The sequence below is a fragment of the Acetobacterium sp. MES1 genome (assembly GCF_002237635.1).
GTDB lineage: Bacteria > Bacillota > Clostridia > Eubacteriales > Eubacteriaceae > Acetobacterium > Acetobacterium wieringae.
Window position 1 is genome coordinate 261,686 of record NZ_MJUY01000013.1, and the last position, 16,265, is coordinate 277,950.

Sequence of the window (16,265 nt, forward strand, 5' to 3'; positions counted from 1 at the left end):
ATCAAATTAAAAGTAGTATTTATTTAAGTGAATTAGAACAAAAGGTTTATTTTGTGGAAACGAGGGATGTAAATGCGCCAATTAATAACAATCAACCATGAACTTCATGAAAAATGGCGACAGGTTCTGTTTCGCACCTGCATTTATATCGGGGTCATTATTTTTGTTGCGGAATTTTTTATCTTTGTATTTAATAAACATGATCAACCCTTTAGCCCAGTCATTATCCGCTATCTTGTATTTTATCTGGCCTTGCCTACGTTTTTGAATCTTATCTTTATAGTGGGAGCCTATTTTATCCTGAAATCTGAAAAAACAAGTGAGAAGGCCAAAAATTACACGGTTGCCTTACTCTTTTTTCTGATTTGTGCCTGTGTGCAGTGTTTTCACTATACCTTTCCGGCAATTTTATGTGTGCCCTGTATTGCAGTATTTATTACCGTTATTTTCCTGGATATCAACTTGACCCGTCTTATTTTCGGGTTGAGCTACGGTTCGTTGATTTTGGCTTTCCTGATCGCCCGGTTTGAGGCGGACAGGGCGGTTGAAGTAATCTTTCTGGATTGTGTGGTGGCGGGGATCATGATCTTTTGTGCCTATTTAGTAGCAACGGTGCTGACACGTTACACCAGCGAACAGGCCCAGAGTATCCATGACAGTTATTTAAAACAGATGGAACTGATTCAGGAAGCAAAAACCGAACCCCTCACCGGACTTTTAAATCGCCGGGCGATGGTTGATGTTTTGGGTCAGGCGGTTTATCAGGAGGAGACATTTAGGAAACCCCTGATCATGGCAGTGATTGATCTGGATGATTTCAAACAGGTTAATGATACCTATGGACACCGAAAGGGGGATGAGGTGCTAATCGCTCTGGCAGAGATACTCAAACGCAATACACCGGGGACGGAACAGGTTTTTCGTTATGGGGGTGAGGAGTTTGTATTGTTGTTCAGCGGTCACCCCATCGGCGAGGTGGTTGCTATGATTGATAACATGCACCAGGAATTCGGCGCCCATGATTTTGGTTTTAACGAGGGCGGGAAGATCACCTTCAGCTGTGGAATTGCCGAGTATGCCGATTCCGGCTGGTCAACCAGTGAGTTTTTTGAAAAAGCTGATCAGGCTTTATATCTGGCCAAAAACTGCGGGAAAAATCAGAATCAGATTTATGAAAAACGGCTGGAAGCCTAGCAGCGCATCCAGCACCATGCGTCCGGTTGACGAGGAATGAACCGGGCGTATTTTAATTTTATCAGGTAAACTTTAACAAATCTTTAACATCATCAGGATATAATGACTTCCGCTACTCAAGTTTAGGAGAAAGAAGAATGATCAATATCTTAGTCGTCGAAGATGATGTCAAATTGAATTACATTGTCTGCGCTTTTCTAAATGATAACGGCTTTCATGCCATCAGTTGTAAAAACGGCACCGAGGCCTTTGACCGGATTCTGGAAGAACCGGTGAACCTGATTGTTTCGGATATCATGATGCCGGAAATGGATGGTTTTGAATTTGCCGCTGAAATCAGAAAACAGGATAAAGCCATCCCGATTCTGTTTATGACCGCCCGGGATGATATGGGGGCCAAGCAGAAAGGTTATAGTCTGGGCATTGACGATTATATGGTCAAACCGATTGAGATGGATGAACTGCTTTTACGGGTGGTAGCCTTATTACGGCGGGCTAATATCCGCAATGAGCGAAAACTTACGGCGGGGTCGCTCGTCTTAAACGAAGAGGAAACCACTGCCTATCTCAACGACGTCGAATTGCCGTTGACGGTAAAAGAATTTAACATTCTATTTAAGTTGTTATCTTACCCCAAACGAACCTTTACCCGGACCCAGCTGATGGATGAATTTTGGGGCTATGACAGCGAAAGCAGCCCCCGAACCGTGGATGTTTCGATCACCAAACTGCGGGACAAACTTTCGGACTGTCAGGACGTGGAGATTGTAACCGTCCGGGGATTGGGCTACAAGGCGGTGATTAAAGGATGAAAATTCGTTATCGGGAGCAGAAAGATAAACGGATCAATGCCAGGCGGTCTTTCTGGAAAGAATTTTTAATTATCTTTGGGGTGGTATTAATTTGCAGTGCCGGGCAGGTGCTGATTTTTAATCAGCAGATGCTGGACCAGGCAAATCCCTGGATCATGGCGTTGGTGGGGATGTCCTATGCCTTGTTTATGGGACTGATTGTCAGTTTGGGGACCCGTTTTATTATGTATACCGGATTTCAGCGGCCGTTGACCGAAATCGGTCAGGCGGCCCGAAAAGTGGCCAGCGGTGATTTTACTGTCCACGTTCATTCTCAGCGCAAAGACAATAAAAAGGATGAGCTGGAGGTGCTGATTGATGATTTTAACAAGATGGTGGAGGAATTAGCTACTATTGAAACCTTAAAGAGCGATTTTATTGCCAATGTGTCTCATGAAATGAAAACACCCCTGGCTATTATCCAAAGCTATGCCTCAGCGCTCAGAAAAGAAGCCTTGCCCCAGGATGAAAAACAGGAATATATTGATACCATTGTCGAGGCATCAAAAAAACTATCCACCTTGGTGACCAATATTTTAAAGCTCAACAAGCTGGAAAACCAGGAGATCATTCAGACTGAGACCTATTCTCTGGATGAACAGCTGCGTTGCTGCATGCTGGCGCTGGAAGAAAAGTTTGATGAAAAGAACATTGAATTTGATGCCGACCTGGATGAAGTGTCCATTGCCAGCGACGAAAGTTTGTTGGAAATTGTCTGGAATAATCTCTTGACCAATGCCATCAAGTTTACCCCAGAAGGTGGCCTGGTAAAAATTGAGTTGCGAAACGCAGCTGGTTTGGCCATTGTCAGGGTCAGTGATAACGGCTGCGGGATGCGTGACGAAACCAGCCGTCGGATTTTCGGCCGCTTCTATCAGGGCGACACCTCCCATGCTGAGGAAGGCAACGGACTGGGTCTGGCCCTGGTTAAGCGGGTGGTGGAACTGATTGGGGGAACCATTGTAGTTGAAAGTGAGCTGGGTAAGGGGACAACATTTACGGTAACGTTAAAATTATAAAAATTAATATTGAATTGATAAAGCTCTTACCTAAAAAGTGAGAGATTTTTTATTGGCGGCATTTTTGGTGAACAAAATGTTAAGGTTAAGTGCTAAAAGAGCATTTAACAATATTGAAAAGCTAGAACGTGCCAAAAATACCAAAGCAATGGCATTAGCCCTGGGGGCGGGAATAGTTGGGACGGTGTTTATGGCCGGAGCAACCTTTGCCTACCTGGCTGCCATGACTCCGCTGTGTGTTGTTCTGGCCATTCCGGGATTTATCGGTTGGGGATTACCCTATTTCCTTTATAAAAAAAATGTCAAGAAAAGCACTGAACAGGTGAATCCGATGATTGAAAGCAATTTCGATGTGATTTATGAAGCCTGTGAAAAGGCCAGTCAGTTATTCGATTGAAAGATTTTATCATGATGAAGGGGTAAAATTATTTAAACAATCTTTTAGTTGATTTGAATAAATTATTATTCAAATCAACTTTACAAAGGAACAAAACTCATGTATACTAATCGTGTATATACACTGAAAAAAGGTGATCACATGAAAACAGAAAACCAAAACAAAAAATCGTCAGTATGCAATTGTCTCAATCTGCGGCGGGCCTCACTGGCGATAACCGAAATCTACGACCATTACCTGGCTCCAAGCCAGCTCAGTGTCAGTCAGTTTTCAATTTTAAAACACATCCGGGCAATTGAACCGGTGAGTGTCAGTGCGTTGGCCGCTGAAATCCGGCTGGATCGGACCACCTTGGTTCGCAATTTAAAGCCTCTTGAACAGCAGGGGTTGATCCATGATATTGCACAGCCGGGAACACGAAACCGGCAGCTTTGTTTAACGGCAGCTGGTAAAGAAAAAATTGAACTGGCCCATGTTTACTGGCAACAGGCTCAGGAAAGAATTGAAGAACAGTTGGGATTGGAAGATACAAAAATTCTCCAGGAGCTGTTATTAAAAATTGAGGTTTTAGAACCTTGATTTTTTTAACAATATCGTGTAGATACACTAAAAGGTGAAGTTGGAAAAACAAAAAATGTAAGGAAGGTAGCAATGAATAAGCAAACTGAAATTGAAAAAGAGCTGGCCAAACTGCCGATTCTGGAATATGCTTTTTTAAAACCCGATGAAATTATTTTTTCAAAAGAAGTCCGGGATCTCTGTGAAGGCAATAGCTGCGGTATGTATAATAAATCCTGGGCCTGCCCGCCAGCAGTGGGGAGTGTGGAGAGCTGCAAGGAAAAATGTTATGGCTATGAAAAGGCGATGCTCTTTACCACGGCCACCGCAGTAGCCAGCAGTTTTGATATGAAAGGATGGATGCAGGCTCTGATCGAGCATGAGGCTTTGACGGATCGGGTGGCTGCGGTTTTTCGTAGCTTTGATAAAGATGCCTTGATGCTATCGACGGAAGGATGCACCGTCTGTAAAAAATGCACTTACCCCGATGCTCCCTGCCGCTTTCCTGACCGAATGTATCCGGCCACCGAAAGTTATGGGATTATGGTGATGCAGATGGCCCCGGCCTTAAATATCCGATACAATAATGGGGCCAATACGGTGACCTATTTTAGCCTGGTGTTGTTTAATGAATAAGCGGTACTCAAGGCCGAGCTCTTACGATATTATTTACGAAGCCTTATTGCCCAAGTTGGCTGAGTGTAACCTGGCGGAAAGCGCCGCCCGTTTTAACCTGCCCATTGATTCTGATGGGCAGATAACCATCAATTTTTTAAAACGCGATTATCTCATTACCAATACCGGTGTCATACCAGCTGATGAGAAACCGGTCAATATTAATAATCGCTCCATCCTGATCCATTATGTGTTGTCTCAGGGTACCGGTGATCCGGTTTATTTGTTCAAACACCTTTTTCGGATGACCACTATTTTTTCAAGTGGCGACACCGGAAAAGCCAACATGATGGACGCACCGCTGATTAAAGCTTTTGGCAATGACGTTGATAAATTGGACAAAACCATTATAAAATTAGGCGGAGAACCGGAGCTTTCTAGAGATTCCTATAGTCGCAGCTGGCTGTTGGAAGTGTTGCCTAAAATCCCGGTTAAGTTTATCTATCGGGAAGCCGATGATGATTTTCCAGTTGAAATTCAAACCCTATTTGATGAAAGTGCACCGGAATTTCTGGAATTTGAATGTCTGGCTTTTTTATGTGGCTGCCTTGTCAGAGCAGTGCTTAAAACGGCGGAATATGGAAGCGTGGACGGATGGGAGTAGCAACCCTCCATCTGGTTTTTAAGTGAACACCGACTTTTTCGGTGTTTTTTTGTGCAAAAAATATGAAAATAGTCACTTTAACACGAACTTAACAAAATATTAACGTTATGAAATAGTTGCGGCGTATGATAAGGCTATCACAAGAAATTAACAAGAGAACCGGTAATAAGCCGATAAAAAATCAAAAATTTTTTAGGAAAAAAAGGAGAAAATAATGAACGTAAATGCAAAAAATATTGTTGTAAGGGGTGGCGGAAATGGTGTTGGCAGAGAATTGGTATTACAGCTTTTAAGCAAAGGGGCCATGGTCGTGGCGGTCGATATTAATCCCGAAGCATTGGACGAAACAGTGCAGATGGCCGGGAAAAATCCCCGACTCTTTACCGAAGTGGTTGACATTTCCAATAAGGAGGCTGTCTTTGCATTTGCCAAAAATGCCATTGAAAAATATGGGAAGATTGATGGGATCATCAACAATGCCGGGATTATTCAGCCCTTTGTTGAGCTGAATGACTTGGAAATGGCGCGAATCGAACGGGTCATGGCTATCAATTTCTACGGCACCCTCTACATGGTTAAAGCCTTTTTGCCGCATTTACTGAGTCGTCCGGAAGCCCATATTGTCAATGTTTCCAGTATGGGCGGCTTTTTACCGGTACCGGGGCAAAGTGTCTATGGCGCCTCCAAAGCAGCCGTAAAACTACTGACCGAAGGGTTGTCGTCCGAATTAAAAGATACAAATGTCAAAGTCTCGGTGGTGATTCCCGGCGGGATTGCGACCGATATCAAGAAAAATTCCAGCCTGGCAAGCAATGAATCAACCGACAGCAGCAAGGCTAAGATGGTGTTAACCCCGGAAAAAGCGGCGGAATTGATCATCAAGACCATGGAGAAGAAAAAGCTGCGGGCATATATTGGTAAAGATTGCAACGTGATGAAGTTTCTTTATAAAGTCAATTCGTTTATTGCCATGGGGATGATCAATAAGGTGATGGCAGCTAATGAACATTAATGGGCGAAGTGAAAGCCGCTGCGTGATCGTTTGGATCAATCCCCAGGACTAAAAATTCAGAATAAACGGTCGATAATTATAGCAGAAGCAGGGATTAATTAGTGGTCTTTATGCGGTTTTGATGATAAACTAAAGTCAGAAAACATTGATGCAGCAACAGGAGAAAAAGATGGATCAGAGTAGCAACTATTTTAAAAAGAATCTGGCAATCCTTGTTTCAATTACAGTAGCCCTTTTTCTGCTGACCGTTTTTTTATTGATCATTGGCATGTTTATGCATAACCTCAAACAGCAGGAGATGTTAAAAACAACCGATAAATTTATAAATTTCAAAAGTCAGTTGGAACATCTGGTTTTTACCAATAAAACCTTGGTTCAGGGCTTTGAGGCTTATATCCAGACAAATCCCGGTCTCGATGAGACGGCAGCTTATACCTATCTGGATAATCTCCTATCCAAAAATGAAAATCAGATCAGAAATATTGGAGTAATTCAGGATACAACCATTATCTGGAATTATCCTAAAGAAGGCAATAGCGCCGCCATTGGTGTTGACCTGGCCAAGGTTGAAAGTCAGAAAGACCTGGTTCTCAAGGTAAAGAATGACCAGGCACCAATCTTTCAGGGGCCAGTCGATCTGGTTCAGGGGGGAACCGGTTTTATTATCCGGCTGCCAATCGTCCGTCAAGACAGTGGATATTGGGGGCAGATCAGCATTGTTCTTAAAGGCGACCAGATTATCGAAGAAATCAATAGCTATGCCGACAAGGCCGGATTAAATGTCGCTCTCTTTAATAATCAGAATCCGGAGCAGCCATTTTACGGGGATACCTCTGTTGTTGGCGAGTCGTCCTTAACCTTTGACATCGATCCGGGTTTTATTGACTGGAAGGTAGCTGTTTCACCTCAGGGCGGCTGGGAAAATAATCAGCTGATTTTAGGGATTGCCGTTGTGCTGGCGGTTCTAATGGCCGCCGGGGCCGGGAGGCTGACTTTCCGTGCATTGAAAATCAATTATCAATTGCGAATTATGTCCAGTCACGATTCCCTGACCGGACTTTTTAACCGTCATTATTTAAATGAGTATCAGACCATGGTGTTGGCTGCGGCCCAACGAAACAATCGCCAGGTGGGGCTGATGAGTATGGATTTGAATCATTTCAAAAAAATCAATGATACCTATGGACACAACACCGGCGATCTGGTTTTGATTGAGACTGCCCGGATTTTGCAGAAAAATGTTCGGGCCAATGAAGCGGCCTTCCGACTGGGCGGCGATGAATTTTTGATGATCCTGCCGGACATCAAAGATCGCCAGGAGCTTAGGCAAGCCAAAGAACGCTTGGCAAAGAGTTTTGCCAGTGAGTTTTCGCTGGCAGACCTTTCTGAGAAACTAACCTTAAGTATTGGGACTTCCTTATATCCTGAGGATGGACAGGACATTGATGCCCTGCTGCAGATTGCCGATGAAGAGATGTATGCTGACAAGAAAGAACAAAAATCAAGACTGGCCCTCAGTTAACCCAAGTGGCCTGGAGAAAATGGGTTAACAGGGCTTGGGACCTGAGTAAAAAAACGTCTGATTTTCTTAGTGAAAATCAGGCGTTTTTTAAAGGATCGTTCAGAGAAGATTAAAGGGCCGTGTTGGTAGTGGCTGCAGTGTTTGACTGGGTCATCATGATTTCGATGGACTCTATTTCAGTGGAGTCCGTCTGATAGATGATTCTCAAGATACTGCCAACAGTGATATCAGCCGCGGTAGCGGTGGTACTTCCAGCTGTTTGCTGATCGGGCTTCTGATTGCTCATTTGCGTCAGGGTGATGGCATCGGTTAATTCAATCGTGGCGGTTTCACCGGTGAGGGTTAAAAATTCTGGCATGGTTCCGGTCGTGTCCTCGCTGGGAGCTGTTGTGCTGCCATCAGCTGGGGGCGTGGTCTGATCATCAGCCGGTTTTTCTGGCGGAGTTCCGGTAGTCGTGTTTTCAGTCGGGGCCTGCCCTTGATCGGGTGGGGTCTGACCACCGCCCATATTCATGGTGCCTAGTGCTAAGGTGATGGTGCTACCGCTGACGGCGGTTACCTCGCCGTAACTGGCGTTATCCTCAAACGCGGCGGCCTCATTGGTGGTGGCCGTTTTAGTTTCTGCCGTGGTTGAAGTACAGCCGGTCAGCAAAAGACCGCTGATAGTGGCTGTAACCAGCAGGGTCAGGAGCAGTTTTTTATTTTTTATCATGGTTAAAATTCCTTTCAATTTTATTTGTGATGGGATTACTATAACAGGGTATTGTGATGATCTGGTGATGTTGAGGTTATCGATGGTTGAAATCTGTGGTTGAGGAGATCGCACGTTCGTGATTGTTAAGAATCAGGTGCAAAAAAAATAGTAAAAAATGTAGATTTGTTAAAAATTGACTTGGACTAAAGTTCGGACGGGATTATAATAAGAGTAGATCAATAATCAGATTGTTTGAATTTAATACAAGGGAGATTGAATGATGCTGTATCGAAAATTCGGAAAAACAAATGAAGAGGTTTCAGTTTTAGGATTTGGTTGCATGCGGTTACCGGTTATCGATGGGGTTCAAAATAAGATTGATGATGAGAAGGCCATCACCATGCTTCATTATGCCATTGATCATGGCGTGAATTACATTGATACCGCCTATCCGTATCATGGCACCGGCTTTGACCAAGGCGGTGCGAGTGAACCCTTTGTGGCCCGGGCCTTAAAGGGCGGCTATCGGGAGCGGGTTAAAATTGCCACAAAGCTGCCGTCATGGCTGATTCAGTCCCGGGCGGATATGGAGCGATTATTGGCTGAACAGCTGAAACGGCTGGAAACGGATACCATTGACTTCTACCTGCTGCATGGTCTTAATCGCGGTTTCTGGCAAAATCTGAAAGGTCTGGGCGTTCTTGAATTTCTGGATCAGGCCATCAAAGACGGCAAAATCAAATATGCCGGTTTTTCCTTTCATGATGACTTTGATTTATTTATCGAAATTGTCGACAGCTATGATTGGTCGTTCTGTCAGATTCAATACAATTATCTGGATGAAAACTATCAGGCAGGTAAAAAAGGTCTGGAATATGCGGCTGAAAAAGGACTGGGGATTACCATTATGGAACCGCTCAGAGGAGGGGCCCTGGTTGATAAATTACCCCAGGACGTTTTAACCGCCTGGGAGAATGCGCCAATCAAAAGAACTCCGGCCCAGTGGGCGCTGCGGTGGGTGATGAATCATCCAGAAGTTTCGGTGGTGCTCAGTGGCATGACGACGATAGAGCAGGTGGTTGATAATGTCAATACGGCCAATGCCGGGGCAGCCCATTCACTAACCAATGAAGAACTGGCGTTAGTGGATTTTGCCAGGAAAACAATCACCGAAAAGATGAAAGTCAACTGTACAAATTGCCGGTATTGTATGCCCTGTCCATCCGGGGTCGATATTCCCGGACATTTTGCACTTTATAATAATGCCTATCTATTTGATGCCCTCCCCAAAGCCAAAGGTCTATACCAGACGATGTTTCCGCAAGCTGCCAAAGCCTCCAATTGTATGGAATGTGGCAAATGTGAAGAACACTGTCCCCAGAACATTGCGATTATTGAGGAATTAAAAAATGTCAGAGCCACCTTAGAATAAAGTTGAAGCTAAAAATCTCCGCCTTAATTGGACGGAGATTTTTTTTAAGAAATAAAGTATTTTGCTTGACTTGGAGTGGACTCCAAGTGATATGGTTAAGATAAGATAAAAACATTAAAATGATATATAAGAAAATTTGAAAATTCGAGGTGATATGTGATGACCATTACTGAAGTCAGCAAAAAATATGATTTATCCCCGGATACGCTGCGGTACTATGAGCGGATTGGCCTGATCCCGCCGGTGAAACGGACTAAGAGCGGCGTTCGCGATTATGATGAGGTATCCTGTGCCTGGATTGAACTGGCAAAATGCATGCGCTCCGCGGGGATTCCCATTGAAGCCCTGATTGAATACTGTGCCCTGACCCAGCAGGGTGATGAAACTATTTCCGCCCGGAAAGAACTGTTGACAGATGAACGAAAAAAGCTTCAGGAAAAAATGGATGATATGCAAAAGACACTGGAACGGCTGAATTACAAAATTGATATCTATGAAAAAGCCGAAGTGACCGGGGTGCTGTCCTGGGATAAAGAAAAGGATGTTTAACTGAATTAAATAAGCGGCAAGAAATCTCTGTTTCTTAAAAAGGACGGAGATTTTTTAAGAATTGAGATAGGCTATTGACTTGGAGCGCACTCCAGGTGGTAGAGTTGATAGTATCAAGGTAATAAAAGCGAATTAAAAAAGAATATATATTAAAGAAAAAATAAAAAGAAGTGATAAGACGAGGAAAAATGAAAACACAGGAAATATTAAAAAAAGTACAAAACGGGGAGCTGACGATTGAGGAAGCCGAGCTTTTTTTTCGTCGGCAACCTTTTGAAGAAATGGGTTATGCCAAACTGGATACCCACAGAAAGTTGCGATCCGGTTTTGCCGAGGTGATTTTCTGCAGCGGCAAGGCAGATGCTCATTTGCTGAGTATCTTTGGGAAACTTTATGAAGAAGATGGAGAAGTCATGGGAACCTGGGCCACCCGCCACCAGTATGAATTGGTCAAAGCCGTTTATCCACAAGTTGAGTACGACGAAATTTCCCGGATTCTTAAAATTGAAAAAACGGGGAAGAAGCGAATTGGAAAAATTGCTGTCTGTTCGGCGGGAACAGCGGATATCCCGGTGGCCGAAGAGGCTGCCCAGACTGCTGAGTATTTTGGCTCACATGTGGAACGGCTTTATGATGTAGGGGTTGCCGGGATTCACCGGATTCTTTCGCAGCTTGAGGTGATCCAGAGCGCCAACTGCGTGATTGCAGTGGCCGGGATGGAGGGCGCCCTGGCCAGTGTCATCGGCGGACTGGTGGATAAGCCGGTTATCGGGGTGCCCACCTCTGTTGGCTATGGCGCCAGCCTGGGTGGTATTTCGGCGCTGTTGACGATGATCAACTCCTGTGCCAACGGGATCTCGGTGGTGAACATCGACAATGGCTATGGTGCCGGCTATACGGCCACCCAGATTAACCGCTTAGGGGTACGATCATGAGCCAAACCTTATACCTGGAATGTTATTCCGGCATCAGCGGCGATATGACAGTGGCAGCGCTGCTTGATCTGGGGGCCGATCAGCAGCTATTGAAAAAGGCTTTAAAAAGCTTGCCCATCACCGGGTTTGAGACCGTCATCAGCCGGGTGAAAAAGGCGGGGCTGGATGTCTGTGATTTTCAGGTCATTCTGGATCAGGACAACCATGATCACGATATGGCCTATCTGCATGGTGATGATCACCACCATCAGGGCGAAAAACACACCCATCATCACCTAACAGAACCAGGACATCATCATCCGCATCAGGAAAAAAAGAACCATTCCCATGATCATCGGGGTTTACCGGAAATTGTTGAGATTATCAACCAGGCTCAAATCACCGATCATGCCAAAGCACTGGCCATCCGGATCTTCTCGATTATTGCCGATGCCGAAGCCAAAGCCCATGGGGTGGACCGGGAGCGGGTTCATTTTCACGAGGTGGGTGCGGTGGATTCGATTGTCGATATTGTGGCCGTTGCTGTTTGTCTGGATAATCTTAATATCCGGGAAGTGATTGTGCCGGACGTTTATGAAGGCCGGGGCTTTGTACGCTGTCAGCATGGGGTGATTCCAGTGCCGGTGCCAGCAGTGACCCATATTGCCGCCAGCCATCAGCTGAATCTGCATATTACCGATACAAACGGTGAGCTGATTACCCCCACCGGGGCAGCCATTGTGGCGGCCATCAAAACCTGTGACCAGTTGCCCAGGCAGTTTGCGATTGAAAAAACCGGCATCGGAGCTGGCAAACGGACCTATGATCGACCCAGCCTGCTGCGGGCGATGCTGATCACTGACAAATCAAAGAAAAACGGCGATATCTATAAACTGGAAACCAATATCGATGACTGCGGCGGTGAGATTCTGGGCTTTGTGATGGAGCGATTATTTGAAGCTGGGGCCAGAGATGTCCATTATATCCCGGTCTATATGAAGAAGAACCGACCCGCCTATCTCCTCAATGTGATCTGTAGCGAAGCAGATATCGAAACCTTGGAACAGATTATTTTTGAGGAAACCACCACCATCGGGATCCGGCGGATTCAGATGGAAAGCACCGGCTTAAAGCGGACCATTAAACGCATGCTGCCGGGGTGTTATTCAGTCAGGAAGAATCGCCCTTTGGACAGGCGCTGACACCGGTGCAATGCCTCCATTATGCGTTAACCCGTCCGGCGGTAGCCGCGGTGATGGTGGGGGTATCCAGTCAGGAACAGATCCAGGCGACGGTGGCTTATGCAACCGCAAGTGATGCAGAGAAAGACTATAGTGAGATATTGGCAAATGCCCCTGATGCTTCATTCCGGGGACATTGCATGTATTGCGGCCATTGTGCCCCCTACTCAAAAAAGATTGACATCGCCGCTGTGAATAAATATCTGGATCTGGCCTTGATTCAGGAAGCGGTGCCGGAGACCCTTAAAGATCATTATGCGCTGCTTAACCACCACGCCAGAGAATGCATCGCATGTGGTCAATGCATCGTAAACTGTCCCTTTGGCGTGCCGATAATTGAGAAAATGAAACAGGCTGTAACTGTTTTTGGAAAATAACAGGGATGATCAAATGATAAAGTATAGGAGGATTAAAGAGAATAAATGGATATTGATGAATTTTTAGAACACTTAAATCAGGGAGAAGTAGTTAAAGGTGGCTCGAAAGTCCATTTGATGATGCATGCCATCTCCCAGGAAGCTCTGAAACTGACAACCGAGCTCAATGGCAGTTATCATCCGCCGGAAGAAATTCGAGAAATATTTTCCAGACTGACAGGTAAACCAGTGGATGAAACTTTTGGGTTGTTTCCGCCATTTTCTACCGATTGTGGTAAAAATATTCACGTCGGTAAAAATGTGTTTATCAATTCAGGTTGCCGTTTTCAGGATCAGGGCGGCATCTTTATTGGTGACGGAGTTCTGATTGGCCATAATGTGGTGTTGGCTACCCTCAACCATGATAGTAATCCGCAAAAACGCAGTGATATGTATCCAGCGCCGATTCGAATTGGAAACAATGTCTGGATCGGTGCCCAGGCAACAGTACTTCCCGGGGTTACCATTGGTGACGGGGCCATTGTCGCCGCAGGGGCGGTGGTTAACAGAGATGTCCCGGCTAAAGTGATTGTCGGCGGGGTCCCGGCCAAGAGCATCAAAATGATTGAAGTAAATCAGAAATAAATAACGAAATCATAAAAGAACTGTCCCAAATTTCATGGAAATAATGAAAAATGAAAGCAAAAAAGGAGCGAGATTATGGAAAAAGAAGCACTGGAAAAGGTATCCGATTTCGCATTAGGTGAGGAAAATCTGGCGTTTGCCCCCTATTTTATTGGTAAAAGCTATCTAAGTCTCTTAAATGACAAAGAGGTGGGGATTTATAATGTCACCTTTGAACCAGGGTGTCGCAACAATTGGCACATCCATCATGGCGCAGGCCAGATCCTGATTTGTATTGGCGGCCGTGGCTGGTATCAGGAAGCGGGAAAGGATGCCCGGCTTTTAAACAGTGGCGAAGTGGTTTACATTGCACCGGAAATTAAGCATTGGCATGGGGCCGTGAGCAACGAAGCCTTTGCGCATCTTTCCTTATCGGTTTTAGTTGAAGGGGCTAGCAATGAATGGCTGGAACCGGTGACTGATGAAGTGTATAACAAACTGAAAATCCAGTAAAAACAGAACCATCAGTTACGAGGGGTTAATCGATTCATCATCAACAATAAAGCGATAAAAAAAGTTTGCGATTTAGAAATTGGAGGAAAAAATGATTTATCAGGAGTTTAAAGATAAAAAATTGTCGGCGCTGGGTTTTGGTGGCATGCGCCTGTCCACCATCGGAGAAGGCTTTTTTGCCCCGGTTAATCAGGAAGAAGCGGCTCAGATGGTCGATGTTGCGATTAAAAATGGGGTAAACTACTTTGATACCGCCTATGGCTATCACGGTGGAGACTCGGAACGGGCGATGGGAGAAATACTTAAAAATTATCCCCGGGACAGTTTTTACCTGGCCAGCAAATTCCCCGGCTATGAGGTTCGGGAAAGCTGGGATGTAAAAGCGCAGTTTGAGGAACAGTTGGAGAAATGTGGTGTTGATTATTTTGATTTTTATCTGATCCACAATGTCTACGAACGAAACATCGAGGTGTATTTTGATGAGCGCTGGGGCATTGTTGAGTACCTGATTGAGCAGAAGAAAAACGGCAGGATCAAGCATCTGGGTTTTTCGACCCATGGTCTGAAACCTACCATTGAGCGTTTTCTGGAACGCTATGGTGAACACATGGAATTCTGCCAGATTCAGCTCAATTATCTGGACTGGAAATTGCAGAAGGCCAATGAAATTTATGAAATGCTGGTCGCCAAAAACATCCCGATCTGGGTGATGGAACCGGTGCGGGGTGGAGCTCTGGCCAGTTTTTCAGAAGAAAACACCAATAAGCTCCGTGAACTGCGACCAAATGAAAGCACAGCCGCCTGGGCTTTCCGTTTTTTACAGGGCCTCTCCGGCATCAAGATGATTTTATCCGGAATGTCAAACCGGGAACAGCTACAAGACAATTTAAAAACCTTTGAGGACTCAAAACCGCTGAACGAAAAAGAATTGGCCGTAGTCGAAGAAATAAGAGATGGTATGCTGACGATGCTGCCCTGCACGGGCTGTAAATACTGCTGTGCGGAATGTCCCCAGGAGTTGGATATCCCCACCCTGTTGCATCATTACAATGACCACAAGTTCCAGCCGGGCTTTATTGCGCCTATGGCCATTGCCGGAATGGCTGAGGACAAACGTCCGAGTGCCTGCATTGAATGCGGCCAGTGCAAACAGGTCTGTCCCCAGAATATCGACATTCCCGCAGCCCTGAAAGATTTCCAGAAGATGCTTGACGAAGATCCGGCCTGGTGATGCGGTTACAAAATAGTTAAAAAAATATTGTTAGGAGGAATTTTGGCATGAGCAAAAAATTAGTCGCCTATTTTTCAGCCAGCGGCGCAACGGAACAGGTTGCCAAGATGTTAGCAGAGGCTGTCAAGGCAGATCTATATCAAATTAAACCGGCTGTTATTTATACATTAGCTGATTTAAACTGGAACGACAAAAAGAGTCGCAGTAGCCTGGAGATGAATGATCCGGCCTCACGACCGGAGCTGGCGGATAAAAATGCGGATGTGGAAAGTTATGACGTTATTTTCATCGGGTTTCCCATCTGGTGGTATGTGGCCTCGCATCTGATCAACACGTTTCTGGAGAGTTACGACTTCTCCGGCAAAACCGTTGTGCTGTTTGCCACCTCCGGGGGCAGCGGCTTTGGCAAGACTATTGAAAACTTGAAAGGCAGTATGTCAGCAACAACGATTATCAAAGAGGGCGGGCTGCTTAACACAAGAATGTCAAAGGATGAGATGGTCGAATGGGTTAATCAACTGGGGGTGGAGTGATGAAAAAACAAACAGCAGGCCGGGATGCCCTCGGCGAATTCGCTCCTAAATTTGCAGAACTGAATGATGATGTCCTCTTTGGCGAGGTCTGGTCCCGGGAGGATCAATTATCGGCACGGGATCGCAGCATGATTACCGTAACCGCTTTGATGACCAAGGGGATTTTTGATAATTCTCTTAAGTATCATATACTCAATGCCCAAAATCACAGCGTCAGCGCCGAGGAAATGGCGGAAATGATTACCCACCTGGCCTTTTATGTCGGCTGGCCCAATGCCTGGGCCACCTTTGCTCTGGCCAAAGAAGTTTATGAAGCTTAGTCATTTAAACACTCAGCGAGAGGAAA

At 45.3% G+C, this 16,265-nt stretch carries 20 protein-coding genes; 19 read left to right on the forward strand and 1 reads right to left on the reverse strand.

The features are described 5' to 3' along the window. Nucleotides 1-72 precede the first annotated feature (72 nt). The 9 genes from BI182_RS05220 to BI182_RS05260 all read left to right on the forward strand — a co-directional run bounded on the left by BI182_RS05220 (nucleotide 73) and on the right by BI182_RS05260 (nucleotide 7,832). On the forward strand, nucleotides 73-1,194 hold the full coding sequence (locus BI182_RS05220) for a GGDEF domain-containing protein (RefSeq protein ID WP_286805988.1): 1,122 nt from the start codon (nucleotides 73-75) through the stop codon (nucleotides 1,192-1,194). Nucleotides 1,195-1,331: 137 nt separating this feature from the next. Continuing rightward, complete coding sequence (locus BI182_RS05225; RefSeq protein ID WP_286805990.1) at nucleotides 1,332-2,006, forward strand: response regulator transcription factor; 675 nt, start codon at nucleotides 1,332-1,334, stop codon at nucleotides 2,004-2,006. Next, entirely contained in the window at nucleotides 2,003-3,064 is a 1,062-nt protein-coding gene (locus BI182_RS05230; protein ID WP_286805991.1) for a HAMP domain-containing sensor histidine kinase, read from the forward strand. Before BI182_RS05225 ends, BI182_RS05230 begins: the two co-directional genes overlap by 4 nt. 76 nt (nucleotides 3,065-3,140) lie before the next feature. Further along, nucleotides 3,141-3,461, forward strand: coding sequence for a hypothetical protein (locus BI182_RS05235; protein WP_148638592.1), 321 nt, complete (start codon nucleotides 3,141-3,143; stop codon nucleotides 3,459-3,461). 141 nt (nucleotides 3,462-3,602) lie between these two features. Then, on the forward strand, nucleotides 3,603-4,040 hold the full coding sequence (locus BI182_RS05240; RefSeq protein ID WP_070370753.1) for a MarR family winged helix-turn-helix transcriptional regulator: 438 nt from the start codon (nucleotides 3,603-3,605) through the stop codon (nucleotides 4,038-4,040). A gap of 72 nt (nucleotides 4,041-4,112) precedes the next feature. After that, nucleotides 4,113-4,655, forward strand: coding sequence for a DUF2284 domain-containing protein (locus BI182_RS05245; protein ID WP_250934178.1), 543 nt, complete (start codon nucleotides 4,113-4,115; stop codon nucleotides 4,653-4,655). Then, nucleotides 4,648-5,298: a DUF3786 domain-containing protein gene (locus tag BI182_RS05250; protein ID WP_250934177.1), complete on the forward strand. Its 651-nt coding sequence runs from the start codon at nucleotides 4,648-4,650 to the stop codon at nucleotides 5,296-5,298. The genes BI182_RS05245 and BI182_RS05250 overlap by 8 nt, the downstream gene beginning before the upstream one ends. Nucleotides 5,299-5,512: 214 nt before the next feature. Beyond that, the gene (locus BI182_RS05255) at nucleotides 5,513-6,310 is read left to right on the forward strand and encodes an SDR family NAD(P)-dependent oxidoreductase (protein WP_286805994.1); all 798 of its coding nucleotides are present in this window, start codon (nucleotides 5,513-5,515) and stop codon (nucleotides 6,308-6,310) included. Between the two features lie 169 nt (nucleotides 6,311-6,479). Further along, nucleotides 6,480-7,832 carry a diguanylate cyclase domain-containing protein gene (locus tag BI182_RS05260; protein WP_286805995.1) on the forward strand — a complete coding sequence of 451 codons (1,353 nt, stop codon included), beginning with the start codon at nucleotides 6,480-6,482 and terminating at the stop codon, nucleotides 7,830-7,832. Nucleotides 7,833-7,941: 109 nt separating this feature from the next. Here the strand turns inward: BI182_RS05260 and BI182_RS05265 are convergent, their stop codons facing one another. After that, complete coding sequence (locus tag BI182_RS05265) at nucleotides 7,942-8,544, reverse strand: hypothetical protein (RefSeq protein WP_286805996.1); 603 nt, start codon at nucleotides 8,542-8,544, stop codon at nucleotides 7,942-7,944. Between the two features lie 262 nt (nucleotides 8,545-8,806). On the opposite strand from BI182_RS05265, the gene BI182_RS05270 reads away from it, so the two are divergent. The 10 genes from BI182_RS05270 (at nucleotide 8,807) to BI182_RS05315 (ending at nucleotide 16,239) form a co-directional block, all read left to right on the forward strand. Further along, nucleotides 8,807-9,958, forward strand: a complete 1,152-nt coding sequence (locus tag BI182_RS05270; RefSeq protein ID WP_286806236.1) for an aldo/keto reductase — start codon at nucleotides 8,807-8,809, stop codon at nucleotides 9,956-9,958. A 159-nt stretch (nucleotides 9,959-10,117) separates the two neighbouring features. Then, nucleotides 10,118-10,507 carry a MerR family transcriptional regulator gene (locus tag BI182_RS05275; RefSeq protein WP_070370760.1) on the forward strand — a complete coding sequence of 130 codons (390 nt, stop codon included), beginning with the start codon at nucleotides 10,118-10,120 and terminating at the stop codon, nucleotides 10,505-10,507. A 188-nt stretch (nucleotides 10,508-10,695) separates the two neighbouring features. Continuing rightward, nucleotides 10,696-11,442: a nickel pincer cofactor biosynthesis protein LarB gene (larB, locus tag BI182_RS05280; RefSeq protein ID WP_286805998.1), complete on the forward strand. Its 747-nt coding sequence runs from the start codon at nucleotides 10,696-10,698 to the stop codon at nucleotides 11,440-11,442. Further along, entirely contained in the window at nucleotides 11,439-12,623 is a 1,185-nt protein-coding gene (gene larC / locus BI182_RS05285) for a nickel pincer cofactor biosynthesis protein LarC (RefSeq protein WP_286805999.1), read from the forward strand. The genes larB and larC overlap by 4 nt, the downstream gene beginning before the upstream one ends. Then, nucleotides 12,581-13,039: a hypothetical protein gene (locus BI182_RS05290; RefSeq protein WP_228879926.1), complete on the forward strand. Its 459-nt coding sequence runs from the start codon at nucleotides 12,581-12,583 to the stop codon at nucleotides 13,037-13,039. Before larC ends, BI182_RS05290 begins: the two co-directional genes overlap by 43 nt. A 45-nt stretch (nucleotides 13,040-13,084) precedes the next feature. Next, nucleotides 13,085-13,663, forward strand: coding sequence for a DapH/DapD/GlmU-related protein (locus BI182_RS05295; RefSeq protein WP_070370764.1), 579 nt, complete (start codon nucleotides 13,085-13,087; stop codon nucleotides 13,661-13,663). A 75-nt stretch (nucleotides 13,664-13,738) separates the two neighbouring features. Continuing rightward, a complete protein-coding gene (locus BI182_RS05300; RefSeq protein WP_286806002.1) occupies nucleotides 13,739-14,155 on the forward strand; it encodes a cupin domain-containing protein in 417 nt (138 codons plus the stop codon). 91 nt (nucleotides 14,156-14,246) lie between these two features. Then, nucleotides 14,247-15,386 (forward strand): aldo/keto reductase, encoded by a 1,140-nt coding sequence (locus tag BI182_RS05305; protein ID WP_286806004.1) that lies wholly within the window; start codon nucleotides 14,247-14,249, stop codon nucleotides 15,384-15,386. A gap of 47 nt (nucleotides 15,387-15,433) precedes the next feature. Continuing rightward, nucleotides 15,434-15,919, forward strand: a complete 486-nt coding sequence (locus BI182_RS05310; RefSeq protein ID WP_286806006.1) for a flavodoxin — start codon at nucleotides 15,434-15,436, stop codon at nucleotides 15,917-15,919. Beyond that, entirely contained in the window at nucleotides 15,919-16,239 is a 321-nt protein-coding gene (locus tag BI182_RS05315; RefSeq protein ID WP_286806008.1) for a carboxymuconolactone decarboxylase family protein, read from the forward strand. The genes BI182_RS05310 and BI182_RS05315 overlap by 1 nt, the downstream gene beginning before the upstream one ends. Nucleotides 16,240-16,265: the final 26 nt, after the last annotated feature.

What these genes read in the sequence shown, in the direction of transcription:
- BI182_RS05220 (WP_286805988.1), top strand. Translation starts at nt 73, where the DNA reads ATGCGCCAATTAATAACAATCAACCATGAACTTCATGAAAAATGGCGA.
- larC (WP_286805999.1), top strand. Translation starts at nt 11,439, where the DNA reads ATGAGCCAAACCTTATACCTGGAATGTTATTCCGGCATCAGCGGCGAT.
- BI182_RS05240 (WP_070370753.1), top strand. Translation starts at nt 3,603, where the DNA reads ATGAAAACAGAAAACCAAAACAAAAAATCGTCAGTATGCAATTGTCTC.
- BI182_RS05250 (WP_250934177.1), top strand. Translation starts at nt 4,648, where the DNA reads ATGAATAAGCGGTACTCAAGGCCGAGCTCTTACGATATTATTTACGAA.
- BI182_RS05305 (WP_286806004.1), top strand. Translation starts at nt 14,247, where the DNA reads ATGATTTATCAGGAGTTTAAAGATAAAAAATTGTCGGCGCTGGGTTTT.
- BI182_RS05315 (WP_286806008.1), top strand. Translation starts at nt 15,919, where the DNA reads ATGAAAAAACAAACAGCAGGCCGGGATGCCCTCGGCGAATTCGCTCCT.
- BI182_RS05230 (WP_286805991.1), top strand. Translation starts at nt 2,003, where the DNA reads ATGAAAATTCGTTATCGGGAGCAGAAAGATAAACGGATCAATGCCAGG.
- larB (WP_286805998.1), top strand. Translation starts at nt 10,696, where the DNA reads ATGAAAACACAGGAAATATTAAAAAAAGTACAAAACGGGGAGCTGACG.
- BI182_RS05270 (WP_286806236.1), top strand. Translation starts at nt 8,807, where the DNA reads ATGCTGTATCGAAAATTCGGAAAAACAAATGAAGAGGTTTCAGTTTTA.
- BI182_RS05275 (WP_070370760.1), top strand. Translation starts at nt 10,118, where the DNA reads ATGACCATTACTGAAGTCAGCAAAAAATATGATTTATCCCCGGATACG.
- BI182_RS05300 (WP_286806002.1), top strand. Translation starts at nt 13,739, where the DNA reads ATGGAAAAAGAAGCACTGGAAAAGGTATCCGATTTCGCATTAGGTGAG.
- BI182_RS05225 (WP_286805990.1), top strand. Translation starts at nt 1,332, where the DNA reads ATGATCAATATCTTAGTCGTCGAAGATGATGTCAAATTGAATTACATT.
- BI182_RS05310 (WP_286806006.1), top strand. Translation starts at nt 15,434, where the DNA reads ATGAGCAAAAAATTAGTCGCCTATTTTTCAGCCAGCGGCGCAACGGAA.
- BI182_RS05245 (WP_250934178.1), top strand. Translation starts at nt 4,113, where the DNA reads ATGAATAAGCAAACTGAAATTGAAAAAGAGCTGGCCAAACTGCCGATT.
- BI182_RS05235 (WP_148638592.1), top strand. Translation starts at nt 3,141, where the DNA reads ATGTTAAGGTTAAGTGCTAAAAGAGCATTTAACAATATTGAAAAGCTA.
- BI182_RS05255 (WP_286805994.1), top strand. Translation starts at nt 5,513, where the DNA reads ATGAACGTAAATGCAAAAAATATTGTTGTAAGGGGTGGCGGAAATGGT.
- BI182_RS05260 (WP_286805995.1), top strand. Translation starts at nt 6,480, where the DNA reads ATGGATCAGAGTAGCAACTATTTTAAAAAGAATCTGGCAATCCTTGTT.
- BI182_RS05295 (WP_070370764.1), top strand. Translation starts at nt 13,085, where the DNA reads ATGGATATTGATGAATTTTTAGAACACTTAAATCAGGGAGAAGTAGTT.
- BI182_RS05265 (WP_286805996.1), bottom strand. Translation starts at nt 8,544, where the DNA reads ATGATAAAAAATAAAAAACTGCTCCTGACCCTGCTGGTTACAGCCACT.